This is a genomic window from Arthrobacter sp. yr096, from assembly GCF_900108925.1.
Lineage (GTDB): Bacteria > Actinomycetota > Actinomycetes > Actinomycetales > Micrococcaceae > Arthrobacter.
Genome location: NZ_FNYI01000002.1, coordinates 281,481 through 299,332 on the forward strand (window position 1 = coordinate 281,481; position 17,852 = coordinate 299,332).

The 17,852-nt window shown below is 62.7% G+C and carries 16 protein-coding genes and 1 tRNA gene; 8 read left to right on the top strand and 9 right to left on the bottom strand.

Features of this window, described 5'->3' with window-relative positions; all coding sequences use genetic code 11:
* The first annotated feature begins 20 nt into the window (after nt 1–20).
* Nucleotides 21–515, top strand: a complete 495-nt coding sequence (gene greA, locus BMY91_RS06035; RefSeq protein WP_090819852.1) for a transcription elongation factor GreA — start codon at nt 21–23, stop codon at nt 513–515.
* Between the two features lie 84 nt (nt 516–599).
* Here greA and BMY91_RS06040 read toward each other — a convergent pair whose 3' ends face one another.
* The 4 genes from BMY91_RS06040 to BMY91_RS06055 all read right to left on the bottom strand — a co-directional run bounded on the left by BMY91_RS06040 (nt 600) and on the right by BMY91_RS06055 (nt 4,777).
* Entirely contained in the window at nt 600–1,214 is a 615-nt protein-coding gene (locus tag BMY91_RS06040) for a rhomboid family intramembrane serine protease (protein ID WP_090819855.1), read from the bottom strand.
* 14 nt (nt 1,215–1,228) lie between these two features.
* Nucleotides 1,229–2,467 (bottom strand): threonine ammonia-lyase, encoded by a 1,239-nt coding sequence (ilvA, locus tag BMY91_RS06045; RefSeq protein ID WP_089594164.1) that lies wholly within the window; start codon nt 2,465–2,467, stop codon nt 1,229–1,231.
* Nucleotides 2,468–2,470: 3 nt separating this feature from the next.
* Nucleotides 2,471–3,751 carry an AI-2E family transporter gene (locus tag BMY91_RS06050; RefSeq protein WP_090819858.1) on the bottom strand — a complete coding sequence of 427 codons (1,281 nt, stop codon included), beginning with the start codon at nt 3,749–3,751 and terminating at the stop codon, nt 2,471–2,473.
* A 75-nt stretch (nt 3,752–3,826) separates the two neighbouring features.
* A complete protein-coding gene (locus tag BMY91_RS06055; RefSeq protein ID WP_256212616.1) occupies nt 3,827–4,777 on the bottom strand; it encodes an aldose 1-epimerase family protein in 951 nt (316 codons plus the stop codon).
* Between the two features lie 98 nt (nt 4,778–4,875).
* Between BMY91_RS06055 and galT the strand changes: the two genes are divergently transcribed.
* The 3 genes from galT to BMY91_RS06070 are packed head-to-tail and all read left to right on the top strand — an operon-like array spanning nt 4,876 to nt 8,475.
* Nucleotides 4,876–6,024, top strand: a complete 1,149-nt coding sequence (gene galT / locus BMY91_RS06060) for a galactose-1-phosphate uridylyltransferase (protein WP_090819864.1) — start codon at nt 4,876–4,878, stop codon at nt 6,022–6,024.
* Nucleotides 6,021–7,181, top strand: a complete 1,161-nt coding sequence (gene galK / locus BMY91_RS06065) for a galactokinase (protein ID WP_090819866.1) — start codon at nt 6,021–6,023, stop codon at nt 7,179–7,181. Before galT ends, galK begins: the two co-directional genes overlap by 4 nt.
* Nucleotides 7,182–7,236: 55 nt before the next feature.
* The gene (locus BMY91_RS06070; protein WP_090819868.1) at nt 7,237–8,475 is read left to right on the top strand and encodes an acetyl-CoA C-acetyltransferase; all 1,239 of its coding nucleotides are present in this window, start codon (nt 7,237–7,239) and stop codon (nt 8,473–8,475) included.
* A 127-nt stretch (nt 8,476–8,602) separates the two neighbouring features.
* Here the strand turns inward: BMY91_RS06070 and BMY91_RS06075 are convergent, their stop codons facing one another.
* A complete protein-coding gene (locus BMY91_RS06075) occupies nt 8,603–9,514 on the bottom strand; it encodes a Bax inhibitor-1/YccA family protein (RefSeq protein WP_090819870.1) in 912 nt (303 codons plus the stop codon).
* Between the two features lie 354 nt (nt 9,515–9,868).
* On the opposite strand from BMY91_RS06075, the gene BMY91_RS06080 reads away from it, so the two are divergent.
* From BMY91_RS06080 to BMY91_RS06095, 4 genes are read left to right on the top strand one after another with little or no spacing between them, the layout of a single operon-like run.
* Nucleotides 9,869–11,266, top strand: a complete 1,398-nt coding sequence (locus BMY91_RS06080; protein WP_090819873.1) for a branched-chain amino acid ABC transporter permease — start codon at nt 9,869–9,871, stop codon at nt 11,264–11,266.
* A 9-nt stretch (nt 11,267–11,275) separates the two neighbouring features.
* Entirely contained in the window at nt 11,276–12,244 is a 969-nt protein-coding gene (locus BMY91_RS06085) for a branched-chain amino acid ABC transporter permease (RefSeq protein ID WP_090819876.1), read from the top strand.
* Nucleotides 12,241–13,233 (top strand): ABC transporter ATP-binding protein, encoded by a 993-nt coding sequence (locus BMY91_RS06090; protein WP_090819878.1) that lies wholly within the window; start codon nt 12,241–12,243, stop codon nt 13,231–13,233. The genes BMY91_RS06085 and BMY91_RS06090 overlap by 4 nt, the downstream gene beginning before the upstream one ends.
* Nucleotides 13,230–14,000 carry an ABC transporter ATP-binding protein gene (locus BMY91_RS06095; protein ID WP_090819881.1) on the top strand — a complete coding sequence of 257 codons (771 nt, stop codon included), beginning with the start codon at nt 13,230–13,232 and terminating at the stop codon, nt 13,998–14,000. The genes BMY91_RS06090 and BMY91_RS06095 overlap by 4 nt, the downstream gene beginning before the upstream one ends.
* A 57-nt stretch (nt 14,001–14,057) precedes the next feature.
* Here BMY91_RS06095 and BMY91_RS06100 read toward each other — a convergent pair whose 3' ends face one another.
* The 4 genes from BMY91_RS06100 to BMY91_RS06115 all read right to left on the bottom strand — a co-directional run bounded on the left by BMY91_RS06100 (nt 14,058) and on the right by BMY91_RS06115 (nt 17,759).
* The gene (locus BMY91_RS06100) at nt 14,058–14,996 is read right to left on the bottom strand and encodes a lipid kinase (RefSeq protein ID WP_090819884.1); all 939 of its coding nucleotides are present in this window, start codon (nt 14,994–14,996) and stop codon (nt 14,058–14,060) included.
* Between the two features lie 123 nt (nt 14,997–15,119).
* Nucleotides 15,120–16,478 (bottom strand): ABC transporter substrate-binding protein, encoded by a 1,359-nt coding sequence (locus tag BMY91_RS06105; protein WP_090819887.1) that lies wholly within the window; start codon nt 16,476–16,478, stop codon nt 15,120–15,122.
* 265 nt (nt 16,479–16,743) lie between these two features.
* Nucleotides 16,744–16,817, bottom strand: a tRNA-Leu gene (locus tag BMY91_RS06110).
* A 21-nt stretch (nt 16,818–16,838) separates the two neighbouring features.
* On the bottom strand, nt 16,839–17,759 hold the full coding sequence (locus BMY91_RS06115; RefSeq protein ID WP_090819890.1) for an N-acetyltransferase: 921 nt from the start codon (nt 17,757–17,759) through the stop codon (nt 16,839–16,841).
* Nucleotides 17,760–17,852: the final 93 nt, after the last annotated feature.

Below are 17,852 nucleotides of genomic sequence, written 5' to 3' on the forward strand. Positions count from 1 at the left end.
CAGATCTAGAGGAGAAATCCGTGTCTACCACCAACAGCGCCACTGCGGCTTGGCTTACCCAGGAAGCTTTCGACCGCTTGAAGGCTGAGCTGGACCACCTTTCCGGCGCTGGCCGGGCGGAAATCGTCCAGAAGATCGAAGCTGCCCGCCAGGAAGGCGACCTCAAGGAAAACGGCGGTTACCACGCAGCCAAGGAAGAGCAGGGCAAGATCGAGGCCCGCATCCGTCAGCTCACGGCCCTCCTGCGCGATGCCCAGGTGGGCGAAGCGCCGGCCGATGACGGAATCGTTGAGCCCGGCATGCTGGTTGTTGCCCGCATCGCAGGCGACGAAGAGACCTTCCTGCTCGGCTCCCGCGAGATCGCCGGAGATTCCGATCTTGACGTCTTCAGCGAAAAGTCCCCCCTGGGTGCCGCAATCATCGGCCACAAGGAGGGCGACAAGCTGAGCTACGTCGCTCCCAATGGCAAGGAAATCCCGGTGGAGATCGTTTCCGCCAAGCCGTACGTCGCCTAAACAGCAGCCCATCGGCCTGAAATACACGACGCCGGCCCACCCCTCCGCGGGGCGGGCCGGCGTTTTTTCGTCTCCGGCTGCAGGTTAGGCCGTGAGCTGTGACTTGGGGCGCAGCAAGACAGCGGCAACGATGCCCCCCAAGGCGCCTCCGAGGTGCGCCTGCCAGGACACGTAGCCCATCACCGTGGGCAAAACCCCAAAGAGGATGCTGCCGTAGGCCATGAAGAGCACCACGGAGAGCAGGATCTGCCACCAGTTCCGGTTGAAGAAGCCCCGTACCAAGAGGAATGCAAAGAATCCGAACACCAACCCGGATGCCCCCACTGTCACTCCTCCCCCGCCAATCAGCCACACCGCCAGTCCGGAACCCAGCCAGCTGAACGCCAACGCGGTGATGAACACGCGGATGCCGGACAGGAACACCAGAAAGCCAAAAATGATCAGCGGCAGCGTGTTGGAGAGCAAGTGATTGAAGTTCGCGTGCAGCAAGGGGAACGTCAGGATGTCCAGCACGCCGTCCAGGGAGCGGGAGCGAAGGCCAAACGTGGAGTTCAGGCCATGGCGCATCAACGTATTGAGGATCTCGATGACGTAGAGCAGAATGACGAAGCCGCCCATGAAGAGCAGGCCGCCCTTCGCCCGCCCAGCCAAGGACTCCCGGGCCTCTTCCTTTGAACCTTCAGGTGTTCCAAGCACCATGGGCGCCCCTCCCGTCAGTGCACCACGATCGGCTGGAACCCCTCGGCCCGCAGCGCGCCGAGAACCTGTTCGCCGTGTTCGTGGCCTTTGGTTTCCAGGTTGATGGTGATGGAGACATCGCCCATGCTGATGGAACCACCCAACCGTGTGTGGTCCAGGCCCGTGACGTTGGCATCGTTCTCGGCGATGATGCGCGCGATCGTGGCCAAGGAGCCGGGGCGGTCGTCCAGCATCATGCGGACGGTCATGAACCGGCCAGCGGCCGAAAGACCGCGCTGGATGACTTTGAGCATCAGCATCGGATCGATGTTGCCACCGGAAAGCACGACGGCGGTGTTCCCGGGGTTTTCGATCTTGCCGTCCATGAGTGCGGCTACTCCCACGGCGCCCGCAGGCTCAACCACCATCTTGGCCCGCTCCAGGAGGAAGATCAGCGCCCGCGCCAGTGAATCCTCGCTGACAGTGACAACATCGTCCACGAGTTCGCGAATGATGCTGAAGGGCAGCTGTCCCGGCCGTCCAACGGCAATACCGTCGGCCATGGTGGTGACCTTCTTCAGCGGGACCAAGGCGTCTGCGGCCAGGGACGGCGGGTAGGCTGCGGCGTTCTCAGCCTGTACGCCGATCACCCGAATCTCGCGGCCAAGCTCCTTTGCCCTTGCTTTGATGGCTACTGCCACGCCGGCCAGCAATCCGCCGCCGCCGACGCCCATAAGGATAGTGTCCACGTTGGGGATCTGGTCCAGGATTTCCAGCCCGATGGTGCCTTGCCCGGCCACCACGTCCACGTTGTCAAAAGGATGCACAAAGACAGCACCGGTTTCATTGGCGTAGCGCTGTGCTTCCGCCAGGGCCTCATCCACGTTGTGTCCGTGGAGAATGACCTCGGCGCCGTGGCTGCGCGTGGCTGCCAGCTTGGGCAGTGCCACGCCAAGGGGCATGTAGATGCGGGCGTTAATGCCCAGGCTCTTTGCGGCCACAGCCACACCTTGGGCGTGGTTGCCTGCGGACGCCGCTACCACTCCGCGCTTCTTCTCATCCTCGGTCAGGCGGGCCATGCGGACGTAGGCGCCGCGGACCTTGAAGGAGCCTGCACGCTGCAGGTTTTCGCACTTGAAAAAGACGTTGCCGCCCACGAGGCTGCCAAGAGCACGGGACGACTCCACCGGAGTCTTGGTAATAATGCCCTCGAGCAGCTCCTGCGCCTTAAGGACATCGTCCAGGGTGACGGGCAGGGTTTCGAGGGTATTCACTGACTATTCTCCTTTGTTGGTGTCGGCTGCAGGGCCCTCAACGGAGGAGGTCCCTGAAGCCTTGTTCTTGCCTGCGGCGCCTTTTCCAAGGCGTGACTCAGGCCGTGGAAGGTGGACATCCTTGAAGTTGGTGTCTTCGCCCGACCCCGCCGAAGCGGCCGCCGGCTGGAGTTCCACGCCGCCCAATCCTTCATCATGTTCCCACGTCCTGCCCGCAATGTAGCGAACTGCCGTGTTTACTACGGCGAGCAGCGGGACGGCGAACAGTGCCCCCGGGATGCCGGCAAGGTAGGAGCCCGCGGCGACGGAGAGGATCACGGCCACCGGGTGCAACGCCACGGCCTTGCCCATCACCAACGGCTGCAGGATGTGGCTTTCCAGCTGCTGCACCAGCAGGACGATTGCCAGCATGATGAGCGCGTTGATGGGTCCGTTGGCCACCAATGCGAGCAGCACTGCGATGGCACCGGTAACCAGCGCACCTACTACCGGAATGAAGGAGCCGATGAACACGAGGACGGCCAGGGGAAGTGCGAGCGGTACCTGGATGATGGCCGCACCAACTCCAATGCCCACTGCGTCAACGAAGGCAACGAACATTTGGATCCGCACGTAGCTGACCATTGAGGTCCAGCCACGACGCCCCGCGCCGTCGGTTGCCCTCCGCGCTGTCTTGGGCAGCAACCGCACCAGGAACGCCCAGATCCGGCTTCCTTCCAGCAGGAAGAAAATCAGGATGAAAAGCGCCAGGACCAACCCGGCCGCGAAGTGTCCCGCTGTGCTGCCAAAGGAGAGAGCGCCACTGAGGATGCTGCTGCTGTTGTTCTGCAGGGCGTTGGCGCCATCGGCGATGTACTGGTCGATCTGGTCTGCTGTGAGGTGGAGTGGACCGTCCGCCAACCACGTCTGAATCTGTTGGATACCGGCCAGCGCTTCCTGCCAAAGCTCCCCGAAACCGGAGACCAGCTGCCTTCCCACCAGGGCCAGCGCTCCCGCGATCACACCGATGAAGCCGACTACCGTGATGGCCACCGCGGCACCGTTGGGAATCTTGCGGTGACGCAGCCACACCACCACCGGGTAGAGGAGGCCCGCCAAAAGCGCAGCCACCATCACGGGAATGATGAGGAAGCTGACCTTGCCCAGAAGCCACACCAAGGCCCCGATCATGAGCAGGATCAGTCCTGCCCGCCACGACCAGGCAGCAGCAATGCGGACCCCATACGGGATGTCCTCGGCAATTTGGCGGTCTGAACGTGTTTTGGCGTCCGATGTTGGCGTCATAAACCCATAATTCCGTAGCCCACGCCGTATGGGAAACCGACCCGCTCCCCCATGGACAAACACGGGGCACAAAGCCTAGAGGGAAGCCGCGATGCCCCAGGTCATGGTGAAGGCTTCACCGGGCTCCAGCCACCGCAGGCCATCGCCGCTGTTGAATGCATTGGCGGGGCCCGTCATGGGTTCGATCGCCACTGCCTTGGAACGTCCGGGGAAGGTGTCAGTGACAAAAACATGGACGTACTGACAGCTTTCGTCCTGCTCCAGGCTCACACTGCGGCCATCAGGTGCCGTCAGCGTGTGGCGCGCTGTGCCGGCGTCGTACGTTAGATCCGTCAAGGCGACATCAATCAGGAGGTGGCCAACCGCACCCCCTGCCGAGAGGTCGTACTCGCCGTCCGCCGCGGCGGTGCTGCGGGGAATCAAGCGTTCGTCTGCCACCAACCGGGTTGCAGCCCGCACCGTCAGGACAAGGTCCTCCGGGGCAACGTCACCGAGGCGCAGGTATGGATGGGCTCCCAGCACAAAGGGCGCCGTGCCCTGGGAGTCGTTGACCAAGGTCTGCCACACGCGCAGGTCCAGCGAATCGTCCAGTTCATACCGCACCCGGTGCCTCACCAGGAACGGGTACCCGTGCTGCGGGAAGACGGTGGCTTCGAGCGTCACGGAGAACTCCGACTCGTCCACCAGCGTGTAGGCCGTGTTCCGGAGCAGGCCATGGCTGGCGTTGTTGCGCGATACCTCGGTGATGTCCAGCTGTTGCTTCTTGCCGTCGAGGTACCAGGTCCCGTCCTCCACACGATTTGCCCAGGGCGCCAAGGTGATGCCGGTTGCGCCGGGCGAAATTTCGTCGTCGCCGTAGCTCTCGGTCAACTGGACGCCGCCACGGGAGTAGAGGCGCAGACCTGCCGCGAGCTCGGTGACGACGGCGAGCGCGTCGCCCCTGCGAAGTTCGAATTGGCGGCCGGTGGCGAAGCGGCGGGGCTCAGACTGAAGGCCGTTTTCGGCGGATGATGGCGAGACAGACATGGCAATACCGTACTGCATCGTGGAGCAGGCTTCCCCAGCTGGATGTTTGCTTTTGTTAGAAACTATGCGTTTTTGGTCACTTGTGGAATGATGGATTCATGAGTCGCATCACCAGCACCCGCCTTGCGGACAGCCGCGAGCTGATCTACTTCGACGACCCCGCAACTCCGGAACGCACACCGGAATCACTGGTGGACCACCGCGAACTTCCGGCACGTGGTGAACCCGGCGAGGTCAGGTATGACGCCCTGTCCGGCGACTGGGTAGCAGTGGCCGCGCACCGTCAGGCCCGGACCCACCTTCCGCCTGCTGACCAGTGCCCCATTTGTCCCACCACCCCGGCGAATCCTTCGGAAATCCCGGCTTCCGATTACGACGTCGTGGTCTTCGAGAATCGCTTCCCGTCATTGGGGCCGGCCGTGGGCGACATCCCCCCGCTTCCAGCGCCGGGCCACAGCGGCCACGGAACCACCGGACCCGCGTTTGGCCGCTGTGAGGTGGTGGCGTTCACCCCGCAGCACACCGGTTCGTTCGCAGAACTGGGCGAGACCCGGGCCCGCACGGTCATTGAAGCGTGGGCCCAACGGACCGAAGCCCTGAGTGCCCTGCCCGGCATCAAGCAGGTGTTCCCTTTCGAAAACCGCGGGGCGGACATCGGTGTCACCCTGCACCACCCGCACGGCCAGATCTACGCCTACCCCTACGTCACTCCCCGCGCCGCCCAGCTCGGTGCTGTGGCACGGAAGTACTACGACGACGTCGACGCGAAGGAAACGCTGGCGGCCTCACTCCTGAAGGCCGAACGTGAGGACGGCAGCCGCATGGTGTTGGAGGCAGAACACTTCAGCGCCTACGTACCCTTCGCAGCGCGCTGGCCCCTGGAGATCCATCTGGTCCCACACCGCAGTGTGCCCGATCTGGCTGCGCTCAGCGGCGGGGAGCGCGATGAACTCTCGCACGTCTACCTGGACCTGCTCAAACGGCTGGACTCCCTTTACCCGACCCCCATGCCCTACATCTCCGCCTGGCACCAGGCGCCGCTGGACCCCAGCCTCCGGCCGGCAGGTCAACTGCACCTGCAGTTGACGTCCCCCCGCCGCGCGGCCGATAAGCTCAAGTACCTGGCTGGCTCCGAGGCCGCCATGGGAGCGTTCATCAACGACACCACACCCGAAGCGGTGGCTGAGCGGCTACGGAATGCCGCTGCACCGGCTTCCTCCAAGACACTGGAAGGCACCCGAGCATGACCACCACCACCGATACCAGCGTCCTCGCCACCCGCTTCCAGGAAACGTTTGGCGCAGATCCCGACGGCGTGTGGCAGGCACCGGGGCGGGTCAACCTCATCGGCGAGCACACGGACTACAACGAGGGCTTCGTGTTGCCCTTTGCCATCGACAAGACAGCGAAGGTGGCCCTGCGCGTCCGCGACGACTCTGCAGTCCGGATGTTGTCCACCTTTGGCGGACACGGCGTGGTGGAGGCCGACCTCGCGGACTCGGAACCCGGCTCCGGCGAGGGCTGGTCCCGTTACCCCCTCGGTGTGGCCTGGGCTTTGAAGGAACGTGGCATCGAGGTGCCCGGCTTTGACCTGCTGCTCGATTCCGATGTCCCTTCAGGGGCCGGCCTGTCGTCGTCACACGCGATTGAGTGCGCCGTCATCAGTGCGCTCAACGAATTGACCGGAGCCGGCCTCGCTGCCGAGGACCTGGTACTGGCAACTCAGCGTGCCGAGAACGTTTTTGTTGGCGCGCCCACCGGGATCATGGACCAGTCAGCCTCCCTGCGGGGCGCGAAAGGGCACGCCGTCTTCCTGGACTGCCGTGACCAGCACGTGGACCTTGTCCCCTTCGATGCCGAAGCCTCGGGCCTGGTGCTGCTGGTTATCGACACCAAGGTGTCGCATTCACATGCCGACGGCGGTTACGCCTCCCGTCGCGCGTCCTGCGAGCTGGGTGCCGAGATCCTCGGCGTCAAGGCACTCCGCGACGTCGGTGTCGAGGCTTTGGAGGAAGCGTCCGGGCTGCTGGACGACACCACGCTTCGGCGCGTGCGCCACGTTGTCACCGAAAATGACCGGGTGCTCCAGACAGTGGAAATCCTGGGCACTCAGGGACCCGCCAGCATCGGTGCGTTGCTGGACGCCAGCCATGTGTCCATGCGGGACGATTTCGAGATCTCCTGCCCGGAGCTGGACCTGGCCGTAGATACCTCCCGCGCGAACGGAGCTATCGGTGCCCGCATGACCGGCGGCGGTTTTGGCGGTTCTGCCATCGCACTGACCCCGGTAGGCCAAGAGCAGCAGGTGCGGGACGCCGTCGTGCGTTCATTTGCAGAGGCAGGCTACGCGGCCCCGGACATCTTCACCGTGACCCCGGCCGCCGGCGCACTTCGCCTGGCCTGAAGCCCTCCCGGCCTACGCCCGGCGTCCGCCCAGACGCCGGGCGTAAGCTGGGGCCATGACTGAGGCCGTCGTAGTTTCCACAGCCCGAAGTCCTATTGGCAGGGCTTTCAAAGGCTCCCTCAAGGACGAACGCCCGGACGATCTGGCCACCGCCATGGTGCAGGCGGCCCTCGACAAGATCCCCGGGTTTGATCCCGCTGCGGATGACGGGGGCGGACTGGATGACATCCTCCTTGGCTGCGCAGAACCCAGCGGTGAGGCAGGCTCCAACATGGCCCGGGTGGTGGCTGTCCTTGCCGGACTGGATCGGGTACCGGCTGCCACCGTCAACCGTTTCTGCGCCTCAAGCCTCCAAACCCTGCGGATGGCATTCCACGCCATTAAAGCCGGCGAAGCCCACGCGATCGTCTCCTCCGGAGTGGAGAGCGTGTCCCGGTACCAGAACTGGGCCGGTGCCGGTGAGACCGATACCGCCAACCACAACCCCCTGTTCAGGGCAGCTGCACAGCGGACGGCGGCCCGCGCGGCGTCGAACATTCCCTGGACCGATCCCCGGCTGGGCGGAAGGCTCCCGGATATCTACATCGCCATGGGCCAGACAGCCGAGAACGTGGCTACCACCTATGGGATCAGCCGGGCCGAGCAGGACGAATGGGGAGTACTGAGCCAGAACCGCGCCGAAGCCGCCATAGCCTCCGGCTTTTACGCCCGCGACATCACGCCATACACGCGCAAGGACGGCACAGTGGTGGACCAGGACGACTCTCCCCGGGCAGGGGTCACCCTCGAAGCGGTATCGGCCCTGCAGCCCGTGTTCCGCACGGAAGGCACCGTGACGGCGGGCAATGCATGCCCACTCAATGACGGCGCGGCCGCGATGGTGGTCATGAGCGACTCCCGCGCCCGCGAACTTGGCCTTGAACCATTGGCACGGGTGGTCTCAACCGGCGTTAGCGCCCTCTCTCCCGAGCTCATGGGCATGGGACCGGTGGAGTCGTCGCGGCGGGCTCTGGCGTTGGCCGGGCTCACCATGGACGACATCGACCTCGTGGAGCTCAACGAAGCCTTCGCCGTGCAGGTTATTGCCAGCGCCCGCGAGCTGGGCATCGACCAGGCAAAGCTCAATGTCCACGGCGGAGCGATTGCCCTGGGACACCCGTTCGGAATGACTGGCGCCCGAATGACCAGCACCCTTTTGAATGGGCTCAAGGAACGCGACGGGACGCTGGGCCTGGCGGCGCTGTGCGTGGGTGGCGGGCAGGGAATGGCGGTTGTCTTTGAACGCCTGAGCTAGCTCGGGCGCGGGAGCCGGTGTGAATCCTTGCGCCCGTTTGGGCCTCGCAGCGAAAAGTTCCCCAAGGACACAAAAATGCCCCCGAAGTATCTTCGGGGGCATTTCGCGTTGACGGACTCCGATGGAGTTAGTCGTCGCCCCGCAAAATTGCGAGCAAGCGGATGATTTCGACGTAGAGCCACACCAGGGTGACCGTCAGTCCGAAGGCAGCAACCCAGGAGTAACGTTCCGGGGCGCCGGCGCGGACGCCTTCCTCAATGCTGGTGAAGTCCATGATGAGCGAGAACGCTGCCAGGCCAATCGCGAGGATGCCGATGAAGACACCCAGCGGAATGCCTGCAATGGTGATGCTCGAGCGGAGGCCGAAGGGCTCCTGCACTGCGCCGGTCCACATCATCACCATGTTGATCAGGGCGAAGACTGCGTAACCGATGGTGGCGATCATGAAGAAGCGCACCATCTTGGGTGTGGCGCGGACCTTACCGCTCTTGAACAGCACCAGCGTCACGCCGAAGACTGCCAGGGTCCCGATGACGGCCTGCAGGCCAACGCCCGGATACATGCCATCCAGGATGCGGGTGAGGCCACCGAGGAACAGGCCCTCGAGTCCGGCGTAGGCCAGGATCAAGGCCGGTGACGGCTGCTTCTTGAACGTGTTGACGAGGGCAAGAACGAATCCGCCCAGCGCACCAACGATCATGAGCATGGTGGAGAGTGCGGGAGCCACGAACAGCGTGACGCCTGCGCCGAGAACCAGGACCACGAGGCAGGCGACGGTCTTCATGATGACGTCGTCATAGGTCATGCGTCCGGTATCGGCCGGCCCAGCCGAAGGCTGGTTGTACATCTGCTGCAGCTGTTCATTCGTCATGTTCTGCTGCTGGGCCGACCATGCTGCCTGGCCGTCCATGACCTGTCCGGGTGCCCGGCCAGGTGCCTGGCTAAATTGCTGGCCGTACGGATTTTGCGGTACAGGCGGGGCCTGCTTTGCTCCACGGAAATTCTTTCCGTTGAAGACTGGGTTTCCGCCAAGTGCCATTGCGGTTGTCCTCCTGAAAAAGGGCTAAGTGATAATTCACGGTACCAATTACCACGCGCGCGCGGCAGGGAAAGTTCCCTTGTTCACCCAGACGAAACGCAACCGTGACACGAAAAGGGCACAGTGGCTGGATGGGCCGCCCGGTGGAACGTTTAGTAACACCCTTAAACAACAAAGGTTTACTTAAGCACAGCTACATTGCTTGTTGCCTATAGCTTCACAGTTGTTATCCGATCGCGATCTTCGCACCCCCGAACTGGGCATTCTTTCCGCCCACCGAGCGGTAACATAGGCCACACATGGGTGACTTAGATCACAATCGAGGCAGCTAGGCAAGAACCGTTCACAAGCCCCATGACCGTTCGCACCGGCTGCAATGGCGCAGCCGGGACCACCCCCACTGTGGAGGTTTCCATTTTGAGAAGCACACTGCGCGACCCGTCCAACAGACGGTCCAAGGGACTACAGAGAGTCGTGGGGGCATTTTTCGCCGCCCTCATCGCCACTCTGTTGATCGCCGCCCCCTCGGCACAGGCAACCACCCCCTCGCCTTCGCCGTCACCGACGACATTCCAGAACAACATCAGCGGTTTCCTCCGCGATGACGCCAGGGCCCCCATACCCGGCGTCAAGATCAAAGCCACAGGCAATGGGTTCGAAGGTGACGCCACCTCCGGAGCCAATGGAGCGTGGTCCATCGGCGTTCCCGTCCAGGGCACCTACACCATTGAGCTGGATACCTCCACCTTGCCGGAGGGCATCAAACTTGCCGATGGCCAGGACAATCCCCGCGATGTCACCTTCAGCCAAACATCCAACCTGTCGGTGATTTTCGCCTTCGGCAAAGGCATCGTTGTCCAGCAACAAGACTTCGGCCAAAATCTCCTGAACCGCTTGGTTGCGGGCCTGAGCTTCGGTCTGCTCCTTGCACTCGCCTCCGTGGGCCTCTCCCTGATCTTCGGAACAACGGGCCTCACCAACTTCGCCCACGGCGAGATGGTGACACTCGGCGCGGTGCTCGTCTTTATGTTCAACGGCTTTGGACTGCCTTTCTGGCTGGCCATCCTGCTGGCGCTGGTAGGCGGCGGGCTGTTCGGCTATGTCCAGGACGCCGGGCTCTGGCGGCCACTGAGGAAACGGGGATCCGGACTGGTCCCCATGATGATCGTCAGCATCGGCCTTGCCTTGGCCATCCGCTACGTCATCCAGTTCTTCTTTGGCGGTGCAACCCAGCAGCTGCCGGGTGCCCAGAGCGCCGAGATCCAGATTGGGCCTGTTTCCATCTCGCCCAACAACCTCTGGTCGCTGGTCATCAGTGCCGTGGTCATCGCCTTGATCGGCATCGTCCTTTTGAAGACCCGACTCGGAAAGGCGACGCGTGCCGTAGCGGACAACCCCGCCCTGGCAGCAGCCTCCGGCATCGACGTGGACTCCGTGATCCGCATCGTGTGGATTGTGGGTGGCGTGCTCGCCTCCCTGGGCGGCATTCTGTGGGCTTACTACCGCCCAGGCGTCACGTTCGACATGGGATCGCAAATCCTGCTTCTCATCTTCGCCGGCGTGACTCTCGGTGGCTTGGGAACAGTCTTCGGCGCACTGATCGGCTCTATTGTCGTCGGCATCTTCGTGGAACTGACTACCGTGTTCGGCCTTCCTGCCGACCTCAAGTACGTTGGGGCCCTTTTCATCATGATCGTTGTTCTTCTGTTCCGACCGCAGGGTATCCTCGGCCGGCGTGAGCGTGTGGGTTAGGAGCGGGCCATGGATTTCGGATTTATTCTCTCCAGCGCCCTTGGCGAACTATTCAGTCCAACGACGGCGGCCTACGCACTTGCCGCTTTGGGCCTTGCCGTTCACTTCGGCTACTCGGGCCTGTTGAACTTCGGCCAGGCCGGTTTCATGGCAGTGGGAGCCTATGGCTTTGCCATCTCCACCCTGACGTTCGACGCCCCGTTCTTCCTGGCACTGATCATCTCCATTCTGTGCTCGGTGATCTTCGCCTTCATCCTCGGTATCCCCACGCTTCGGCTCCGCGCCGACTATCTGGCCATTGTCACCATCGCAGCGGCAGAAATTGTCCGCTACGTGGTCACTACCAACCAGCTCACCAGCGTCACAGGTTCGGCAAACGGTTTGGCAGCGTTTGAGAACACGTTCTACGCCATGAACCCCTTCCCCGAGGGCTCCTACATGGGCATGAACAACCGCGACTTCTTCATCCGCGTAGTCGGCTGGGGACTCGTGATCGTGTGCTGTGTCTTGGTGTGGCTCCTCATGCGCAGCCCGTGGGGTCGCGTCCTGAAGGGCATCCGCGAAGACGAGAACGCCGTCCGCTCGCTCGGTAAAAACGTCTACGCCTACAAGATGCAGGCCCTGGTCATCGGCGGTGTCCTGGGCGCCTTGGCGGGCATGATTTTCACCCTTCCCCGCGGCGCTGTCCAGCCGTCCAACTACGGCACGGAACTGACATTCTTCCTGTGGACCTGCCTCCTGCTCGGCGGTATGGCCACAGTCCTTGGGCCGGTCATCGGAGCCATGATCTTCTGGGTTGTCCTTTCGCTGACCCAGAGCCTGCTCTACGGCCTCATTGAATCAGGGGCCGTCACTTGGCTGACAACTGTCCAGGCGGGCCAGTTGCGCTACATCCTGGTGGGTGTTGCCTTGATGCTCCTGATGATCTTCCGCCCGCAAGGCGTCTTCGGCAATAAGAAGGAGCTTGCTTTCGCATGAGTGAGACCAACCAAAACAACACCGAGAATATCGACTACATGACCGACTCGCGGCCCATCGCGGTCGGGGAAAATACCCCTGGTTGCAAGAAGCGCGATCCCATTGTGGTGGCAGAGGACGTGACCCGTTCCTTTGGCGGCATCAACGCCGTGGACGTGGAATACCTCGAGATCCCGCGCCATAAGATCACCGCATTGATTGGTCCCAACGGAGCCGGCAAAACCACCCTGTTCAACCTCCTCACCGGCTTTGACACTCCCAACACGGGCAAATGGCAGTTTGAAGGCAGCAGCCTGGCCGGCGTCTCCTCTTACAAGGTTGCCCGCATGGGCATGGTCCGCACGTTCCAGCTGACAAAGGTCATGGGCAAGTTGACGGTCATGGAGAACATGCGCCTGGGAGCAGCAGACCAACCCGGCGAACGTCTTTCCAAAGCCCTGTTCAAGGGCATGTGGGGCGGCCGCGAAAAGGAGATCACCGCTCAGGCAAACGTGCTGTTGGAGAAGTTCAAGCTGGATGCCAAGAAGGACGACTATGCAGCGTCCCTTTCAGGCGGTCAGCGGAAGCTCCTTGAAATGGCACGGTCCCTGATGGTCAAGCCCAAGCTGGTGATGCTCGACGAGCCCATGGCTGGTGTGAACCCGGCGCTGACGCAGTCACTGCTGGACCACATCAAGAACCTCAAGGCAGAAGGCATGACCGTCCTCTTCGTGGAGCACGACATGAACATGGTCCGCCACATTGCTGACTGGGTGGTGGTCATGGCCGAAGGCAAGGTTGTTGCCGAAGGACCTCCGGGCGAAGTCATGAAGAACCCCGCGGTCATCGACGCCTACCTCGGCGCCCACCACGATGTGGACCTCGGTGACGCTGAAGGCATCAAGGTGCTCGAGGCAGAACTCGAAGCCGACGAAGAGTCGGTGGTGGGAACCGAAGATGCGGGCATCCTGTCCGAAATCGTAGAAACCAAGAAGGAGGACGGACAATGAGCAACACCAGCGCAATGCCCGCCTCGGCAGATGCCCCCGCGTCCGACTCGGTGGTCAAAGTCACCGATCTGGTGGCGGGCTACATTCCCGGCGTCAACATCCTCAACGGCTGCAGCATCGAGGCCCGCAAGGGCGAACTGATCGGCATCATCGGGCCTAACGGTGCGGGCAAGTCCACGCTCCTGAAAGCCATGTTCGGCTTGGTGAAGGTCCACTCCGGCACAGTGGTGGTACGCGGCCAGGACCTCACAGGGTTGAAGGCCAACAAGCTGGTTACCCAGGGCGTGGGCTTCGTGCCGCAGACCAACAACGTCTTTGCCACGCTGACCATTGAAGAGAACCTGCAAATGGGGATGTTCCAGCGGCCCAAGGACTTCTCCGAACGCTTCGACTTTGTGACCAGCCTCTTCCCGGAGTTGGGTAAGCGGCGTGCCCAGCGTGCAGGCTCCCTCTCCGGTGGTGAACGCCAGATGGTGGCCATGGGCAGGGCACTCATGATGGACCCGGCTGTGCTGCTGCTCGATGAGCCATCGGCAGGTCTCTCCCCCGTCAAACAAGACGAGACGTTCCTGCGGGTGCACGAGATCAACCGCGCCGGCGTCTCGGTGATCATGGTGGAACAGAATGCCCGCCGCTGCCTGCAGATCTGCGACCGCGGATATGTCCTGGACCAGGGCAAGGATGCGTACACCGGTACAGGCCGGGAGCTCATGAAGGACCCCAAGGTCATCCAGCTCTACCTGGGCACCCTGGCCGACGAAGTCTAACGACGTCAGTCACGAAGGCCTGGTTCCGGTGTCGCCGGAACCAGGCCTTCGCTGTTTTCAGCTGCGTCCCTCGAATGTCGCGCTGTTGCTGTTCTTCGGCACCACCACATGAACCGCATTCCGCTCAACAGTGAAGTCCGCGGGCGTGCTGGTTGCGATCTCGCCGTCGAGGTTTACCGGCAGCGGCGGATTGGTGACCAGCCTGACGCTCCGGCTGGTGAGGTGGTACACCCGCTCGTTTTCCACAAATTTGCCATTCTTGAGCGAACGGGCGATCTTGGCCTGCTCCCGCAGCGGCGCAGCCAGGATCGCATAGATGTCCAGGGTGTGATCGTCAATCCCCGCCGTGGGAGAGACCGCGTTGCCGCCGCCGTAGTATCTTCCGTTCCCTACTGCCACTTGAAGCAGGTCCTCCAGCTCCACGGGCTCATGGTTCCCCTCCGGGAACTCAAGGCGGGCGTGGAAGGGCCTGTGCTTGGCGTAGGAGCGCAGGGTAGCCACACCGTATGCCAAGGGGCCAATGAGACGCTTGAGGCGCGGACTGAGCGCCTCCGTGACTGCCACGGAGAGGCCGGCCGAAGCCACATTCAGGAACGGCTGACCGTTGGCCCGTCCGAGGTCGATGTCCACCACTTTTCCCTCCGCGAAGGCAGCGCAAGCGCGGCTCAGTTCCCGGGGGATCTCCAGGGTCCTGGCAAGGTCATTGGCGGTGCCTAGAGGAAGGACACCAAGTACGACGTCGGTACCGGCCACGAGCCCGGCTGCGGAGGCAACCGTTCCGTCGCCTCCCCCCACCAGCACAAGATCGTGCCCGCCGGTAACCGCCTGCTCCAGGGTGCGGCCGAGGTCCCCGCCTCCGTCCACCGTATATACGGCGGAGACCGGGAGCTCCGCCCTTTCCAGGCTCTGGGTCACCAGCTTTCGAGCTGCGGCACCTTTGCGCGAACCGGTGTTGATGACCACCGCGATGGAGCGGGCTTCCCGGGTTAGCTTCATGAGGACATGGTAGGTGTACCGCCTGTGTAATAGCTTTGGACGTCATGGCTTTGGACGCAGAACGGGTCCCCTTCCTTACAGGAAGGGGACCCGTTGCTAACTGCGGTTCAGCGTGAGCTTGGCTTAGAGCTTGCCGAACTCTTCGCGGACCGGCTTGTAGGTGTTGTCATCCTGGTACTCGTAGATGCCGATGTATGCCTCGGTGGGGTCACCGGCATCGGAGAACGTTACAGGACCGGACTGGCCGTCGTAGTCGATGTCCTTGCCCTCGCGGAGCAACGTGACACAGGCTGCGAAGCTGGTGCACTTCTCGCCGCCCTCAGAGACTTCCTTCAGCTTGGCTGCGATATCCGTGCCCTTGGTGCTCTTGGCTGCCTCAGAAGCCAGCGCGATCAGGTTCACGGCGTCGTAGGACTCGCCTGCGTAGCTGTAATCCTTCAGTGCGGGATCGATAGCGAGGAGCTTCTGCTTGAAGGCGTCCTTGGCGAACGTACCGGGAATGGTTCCCTGTGCGCCCTTCAGGGTGCCTGCCTGGAAGTCCTTGCTGTAGTCCGAGGTGTTGCCATCAACCATGAACAGCTGGGTGGGCTTGATGCCCTTGCCAGTGATCAGGGGGACGATGCTCTTGGCTTGGTCGAACGTGATCAGGGCGATGGCGTCCGGCTTGGCTGCGAGGACCTTGTCCACCTGGCTGCTGAACTGCGAATCGCCCTCGTTGAAGAGTTCTTCAGCAACAACCTTGCCGCCGGCTGCCTCAAAGGCTTCCTTGACGTTCTTCTGGAGGCCGGTACCGTAGGCGTCGTTCAGAACGATCATGCCGACGGTCTGGGCGCCACAGGTAGCCATGTAGTTGCCCAGGACCTTGCCCTGCAGCACGTCGGACGGTGCAGTGCGCCAGTACAGGCCCTTGTCATCCCACGTAGTGAAGTCCGGGGAGGTGTTCGCAGGCGAGAATTGGATGACTCCAGCGCCGGTGATCTGGTTGATGACCGTCTTGGAAACACCGGAGGATGCGGCACCGATCACGGCGCTCACGCCCTGTCCCAGCAGGGCGGTGGTGGACTGGGTTGCGATGTCAGTCTTGGTGTCACCGGAATCGCGGTGAATCACGGAGACGGGAGCACCCAGGACGCCGCCGGCGTCGTTAACTTCCTTGATACCGAGGTTCACACCGGCAATTTCGGGCGGACCGAGGAACGCCAGCGACCCCGTTGTCGGCAGGAGCGATCCAAGTTTAAGCGGCGTTGACGTGGTGGTGGTCGAGGGAGGTACAGGTCCCGTGTTGGTGGCAGCCTGGCTGTTGCCGGCTCCCGCCCCGCTGCTGGGTGCCGGGCAGGAGATGCCTGCTGCGGCGGCGGCGGATGAAGACCCAGTCTGGGTTGGAGTCGAAGACCCACCACAAGCTGTGGCCAAGAGAGCGACCCCAATGCCAAGCGCTGTTAGCTTGGCGGCTCGGGGCGCCGCTGGGGAAAGATCAAACATTCGTTGTCTCCTCGATCGAAAGGTGCGAACTGCCTTTGATGCGATTACTCAGGTGTTCCTGATTAAGACTCAAACTAGTGCAATTGATCCACGAACATAAGTGATTCAGGTCACATCCCTATAACACTCGTTGCCTGTGGGGAATCTACGAGCATGCTGGGAAATCTCACTGAAGTAGGGGGAGGCTCCAACGCAAGGGAGAATTCGCTCTCGCCTACAGAACAGGGCACTCCCCCAAAGAACAGTGCCCTCCGCCAAAGAACAGTGCCCCAGGTGGGACTCGAACCCACAACACGCGGATTTTAAGTCCGCTGCCTCTGCCAATTGGGCTACTGGGGCGCCCGGACCATGGTATCCCAGCTACAGCTGGTTGAACGGCTCAGCATAGCGGAAGGTGCCGCTGACGCCGTCGGGCCATCCGGGGAGCGTCAGCAATTGGAAGTGATCACCCCACACCGTTTCCGGCGGTTCAATGCCCAAGGAGGTGGCCGGAACGTACCCGAAGCGCGGGTAGTAAAGAGGGCTGCCGAGCAAGGCGATCCCGGGCTCTCCGAGGGCAGTGGCCCGGGCAGCCGTCTCGCGCATCAACGCGGAACCCACTCCGCGGCGCTGGAACGGCGGAAGCACGCCGATCGGACCGAGGGCAACAAGCTCCAACGCTCCCACCCACCCCCGGGTACTGATGGCATGACCCACAATTTCTCCGCCCATCTCCGCCACGATGCTGAACTCCGGAATGTACTCGCCGCACTCAAAAAGCTCCCGCAGCAGCCCCACTTCAACGGGAGTGCCCACCACAGGCTCGCCGGTCACAGGTGAAACGGAGAAGGCCCGGGCAGTCAGCTCCAGGATCTCTTCCCGGTCCTCGGGCAGCTCGGATCTCAGGACCACCCCACGGGCCAGCAATCGCAGCACGTCCATGGCCCGGCCGGCATCAGCTGTGGGCACCAGCAGGTGGTCGTGGTGGAACCCGGCCAGGACGTTGCAGCTGATTCCCGAGTGTGTCAGCGCTGCACTCACCGCCGCGGTCAGTCCTACGGCTTCGAGGGCCGAGTGAACCTGCAGCGTGATCCAGGTGGCCACGAAATCGTAGCTGAGGCCCAACGAATCTGCTTCATCGCGGTGAAGGACAACCGTCAGGCCTTCAGCCTCCCGAACGGCCGCTTCGATGCCGCCTTCCAGCGGCCGGCCGTGCGGCCAGAGAGCGTACACATACTCACCGTCGCGGGCCACAGGGTGCAGGGATTCCAGAAGCGTCTTCAGATCGGTTTCACCGGACATGGGAACAGTCTAGGGGCACCGCAAACACTGCAGGCCAGGAAAGTCCAGTGGTTAAACGCCGACGGCGGCCACTCCCCTGAAGGGGGCGGCCGC

Excerpts from the sequence above, each read along its gene's own strand:
- BMY91_RS06040 (WP_090819855.1), bottom strand. The coding sequence starts at position 1,214 with ATGGTGCTTGGAACACCTGAAGGTTCAAAGGAAGAGGCCCGGGAGTCC.
- BMY91_RS06050 (WP_090819858.1), bottom strand. The coding sequence starts at position 3,751 with ATGACGCCAACATCGGACGCCAAAACACGTTCAGACCGCCAAATTGCC.
- BMY91_RS06055 (WP_256212616.1), bottom strand. The coding sequence starts at position 4,777 with ATGTCTGTCTCGCCATCATCCGCCGAAAACGGCCTTCAGTCTGAGCCC.
- galT (WP_090819864.1), top strand. The coding sequence starts at position 4,876 with ATGAGTCGCATCACCAGCACCCGCCTTGCGGACAGCCGCGAGCTGATC.
- galK (WP_090819866.1), top strand. The coding sequence starts at position 6,021 with ATGACCACCACCACCGATACCAGCGTCCTCGCCACCCGCTTCCAGGAA.
- BMY91_RS06070 (WP_090819868.1), top strand. The coding sequence starts at position 7,237 with ATGACTGAGGCCGTCGTAGTTTCCACAGCCCGAAGTCCTATTGGCAGG.
- BMY91_RS06075 (WP_090819870.1), bottom strand. The coding sequence starts at position 9,514 with ATGGCACTTGGCGGAAACCCAGTCTTCAACGGAAAGAATTTCCGTGGA.
- BMY91_RS06080 (WP_090819873.1), top strand. The coding sequence starts at position 9,869 with ATGACCGTTCGCACCGGCTGCAATGGCGCAGCCGGGACCACCCCCACT.
- BMY91_RS06085 (WP_090819876.1), top strand. The coding sequence starts at position 11,276 with ATGGATTTCGGATTTATTCTCTCCAGCGCCCTTGGCGAACTATTCAGT.
- BMY91_RS06090 (WP_090819878.1), top strand. The coding sequence starts at position 12,241 with ATGAGTGAGACCAACCAAAACAACACCGAGAATATCGACTACATGACC.
- BMY91_RS06095 (WP_090819881.1), top strand. The coding sequence starts at position 13,230 with ATGAGCAACACCAGCGCAATGCCCGCCTCGGCAGATGCCCCCGCGTCC.
- BMY91_RS06100 (WP_090819884.1), bottom strand. The coding sequence starts at position 14,996 with ATGAAGCTAACCCGGGAAGCCCGCTCCATCGCGGTGGTCATCAACACC.
- BMY91_RS06105 (WP_090819887.1), bottom strand. The coding sequence starts at position 16,478 with ATGTTTGATCTTTCCCCAGCGGCGCCCCGAGCCGCCAAGCTAACAGCG.
- BMY91_RS06115 (WP_090819890.1), bottom strand. The coding sequence starts at position 17,759 with ATGTCCGGTGAAACCGATCTGAAGACGCTTCTGGAATCCCTGCACCCT.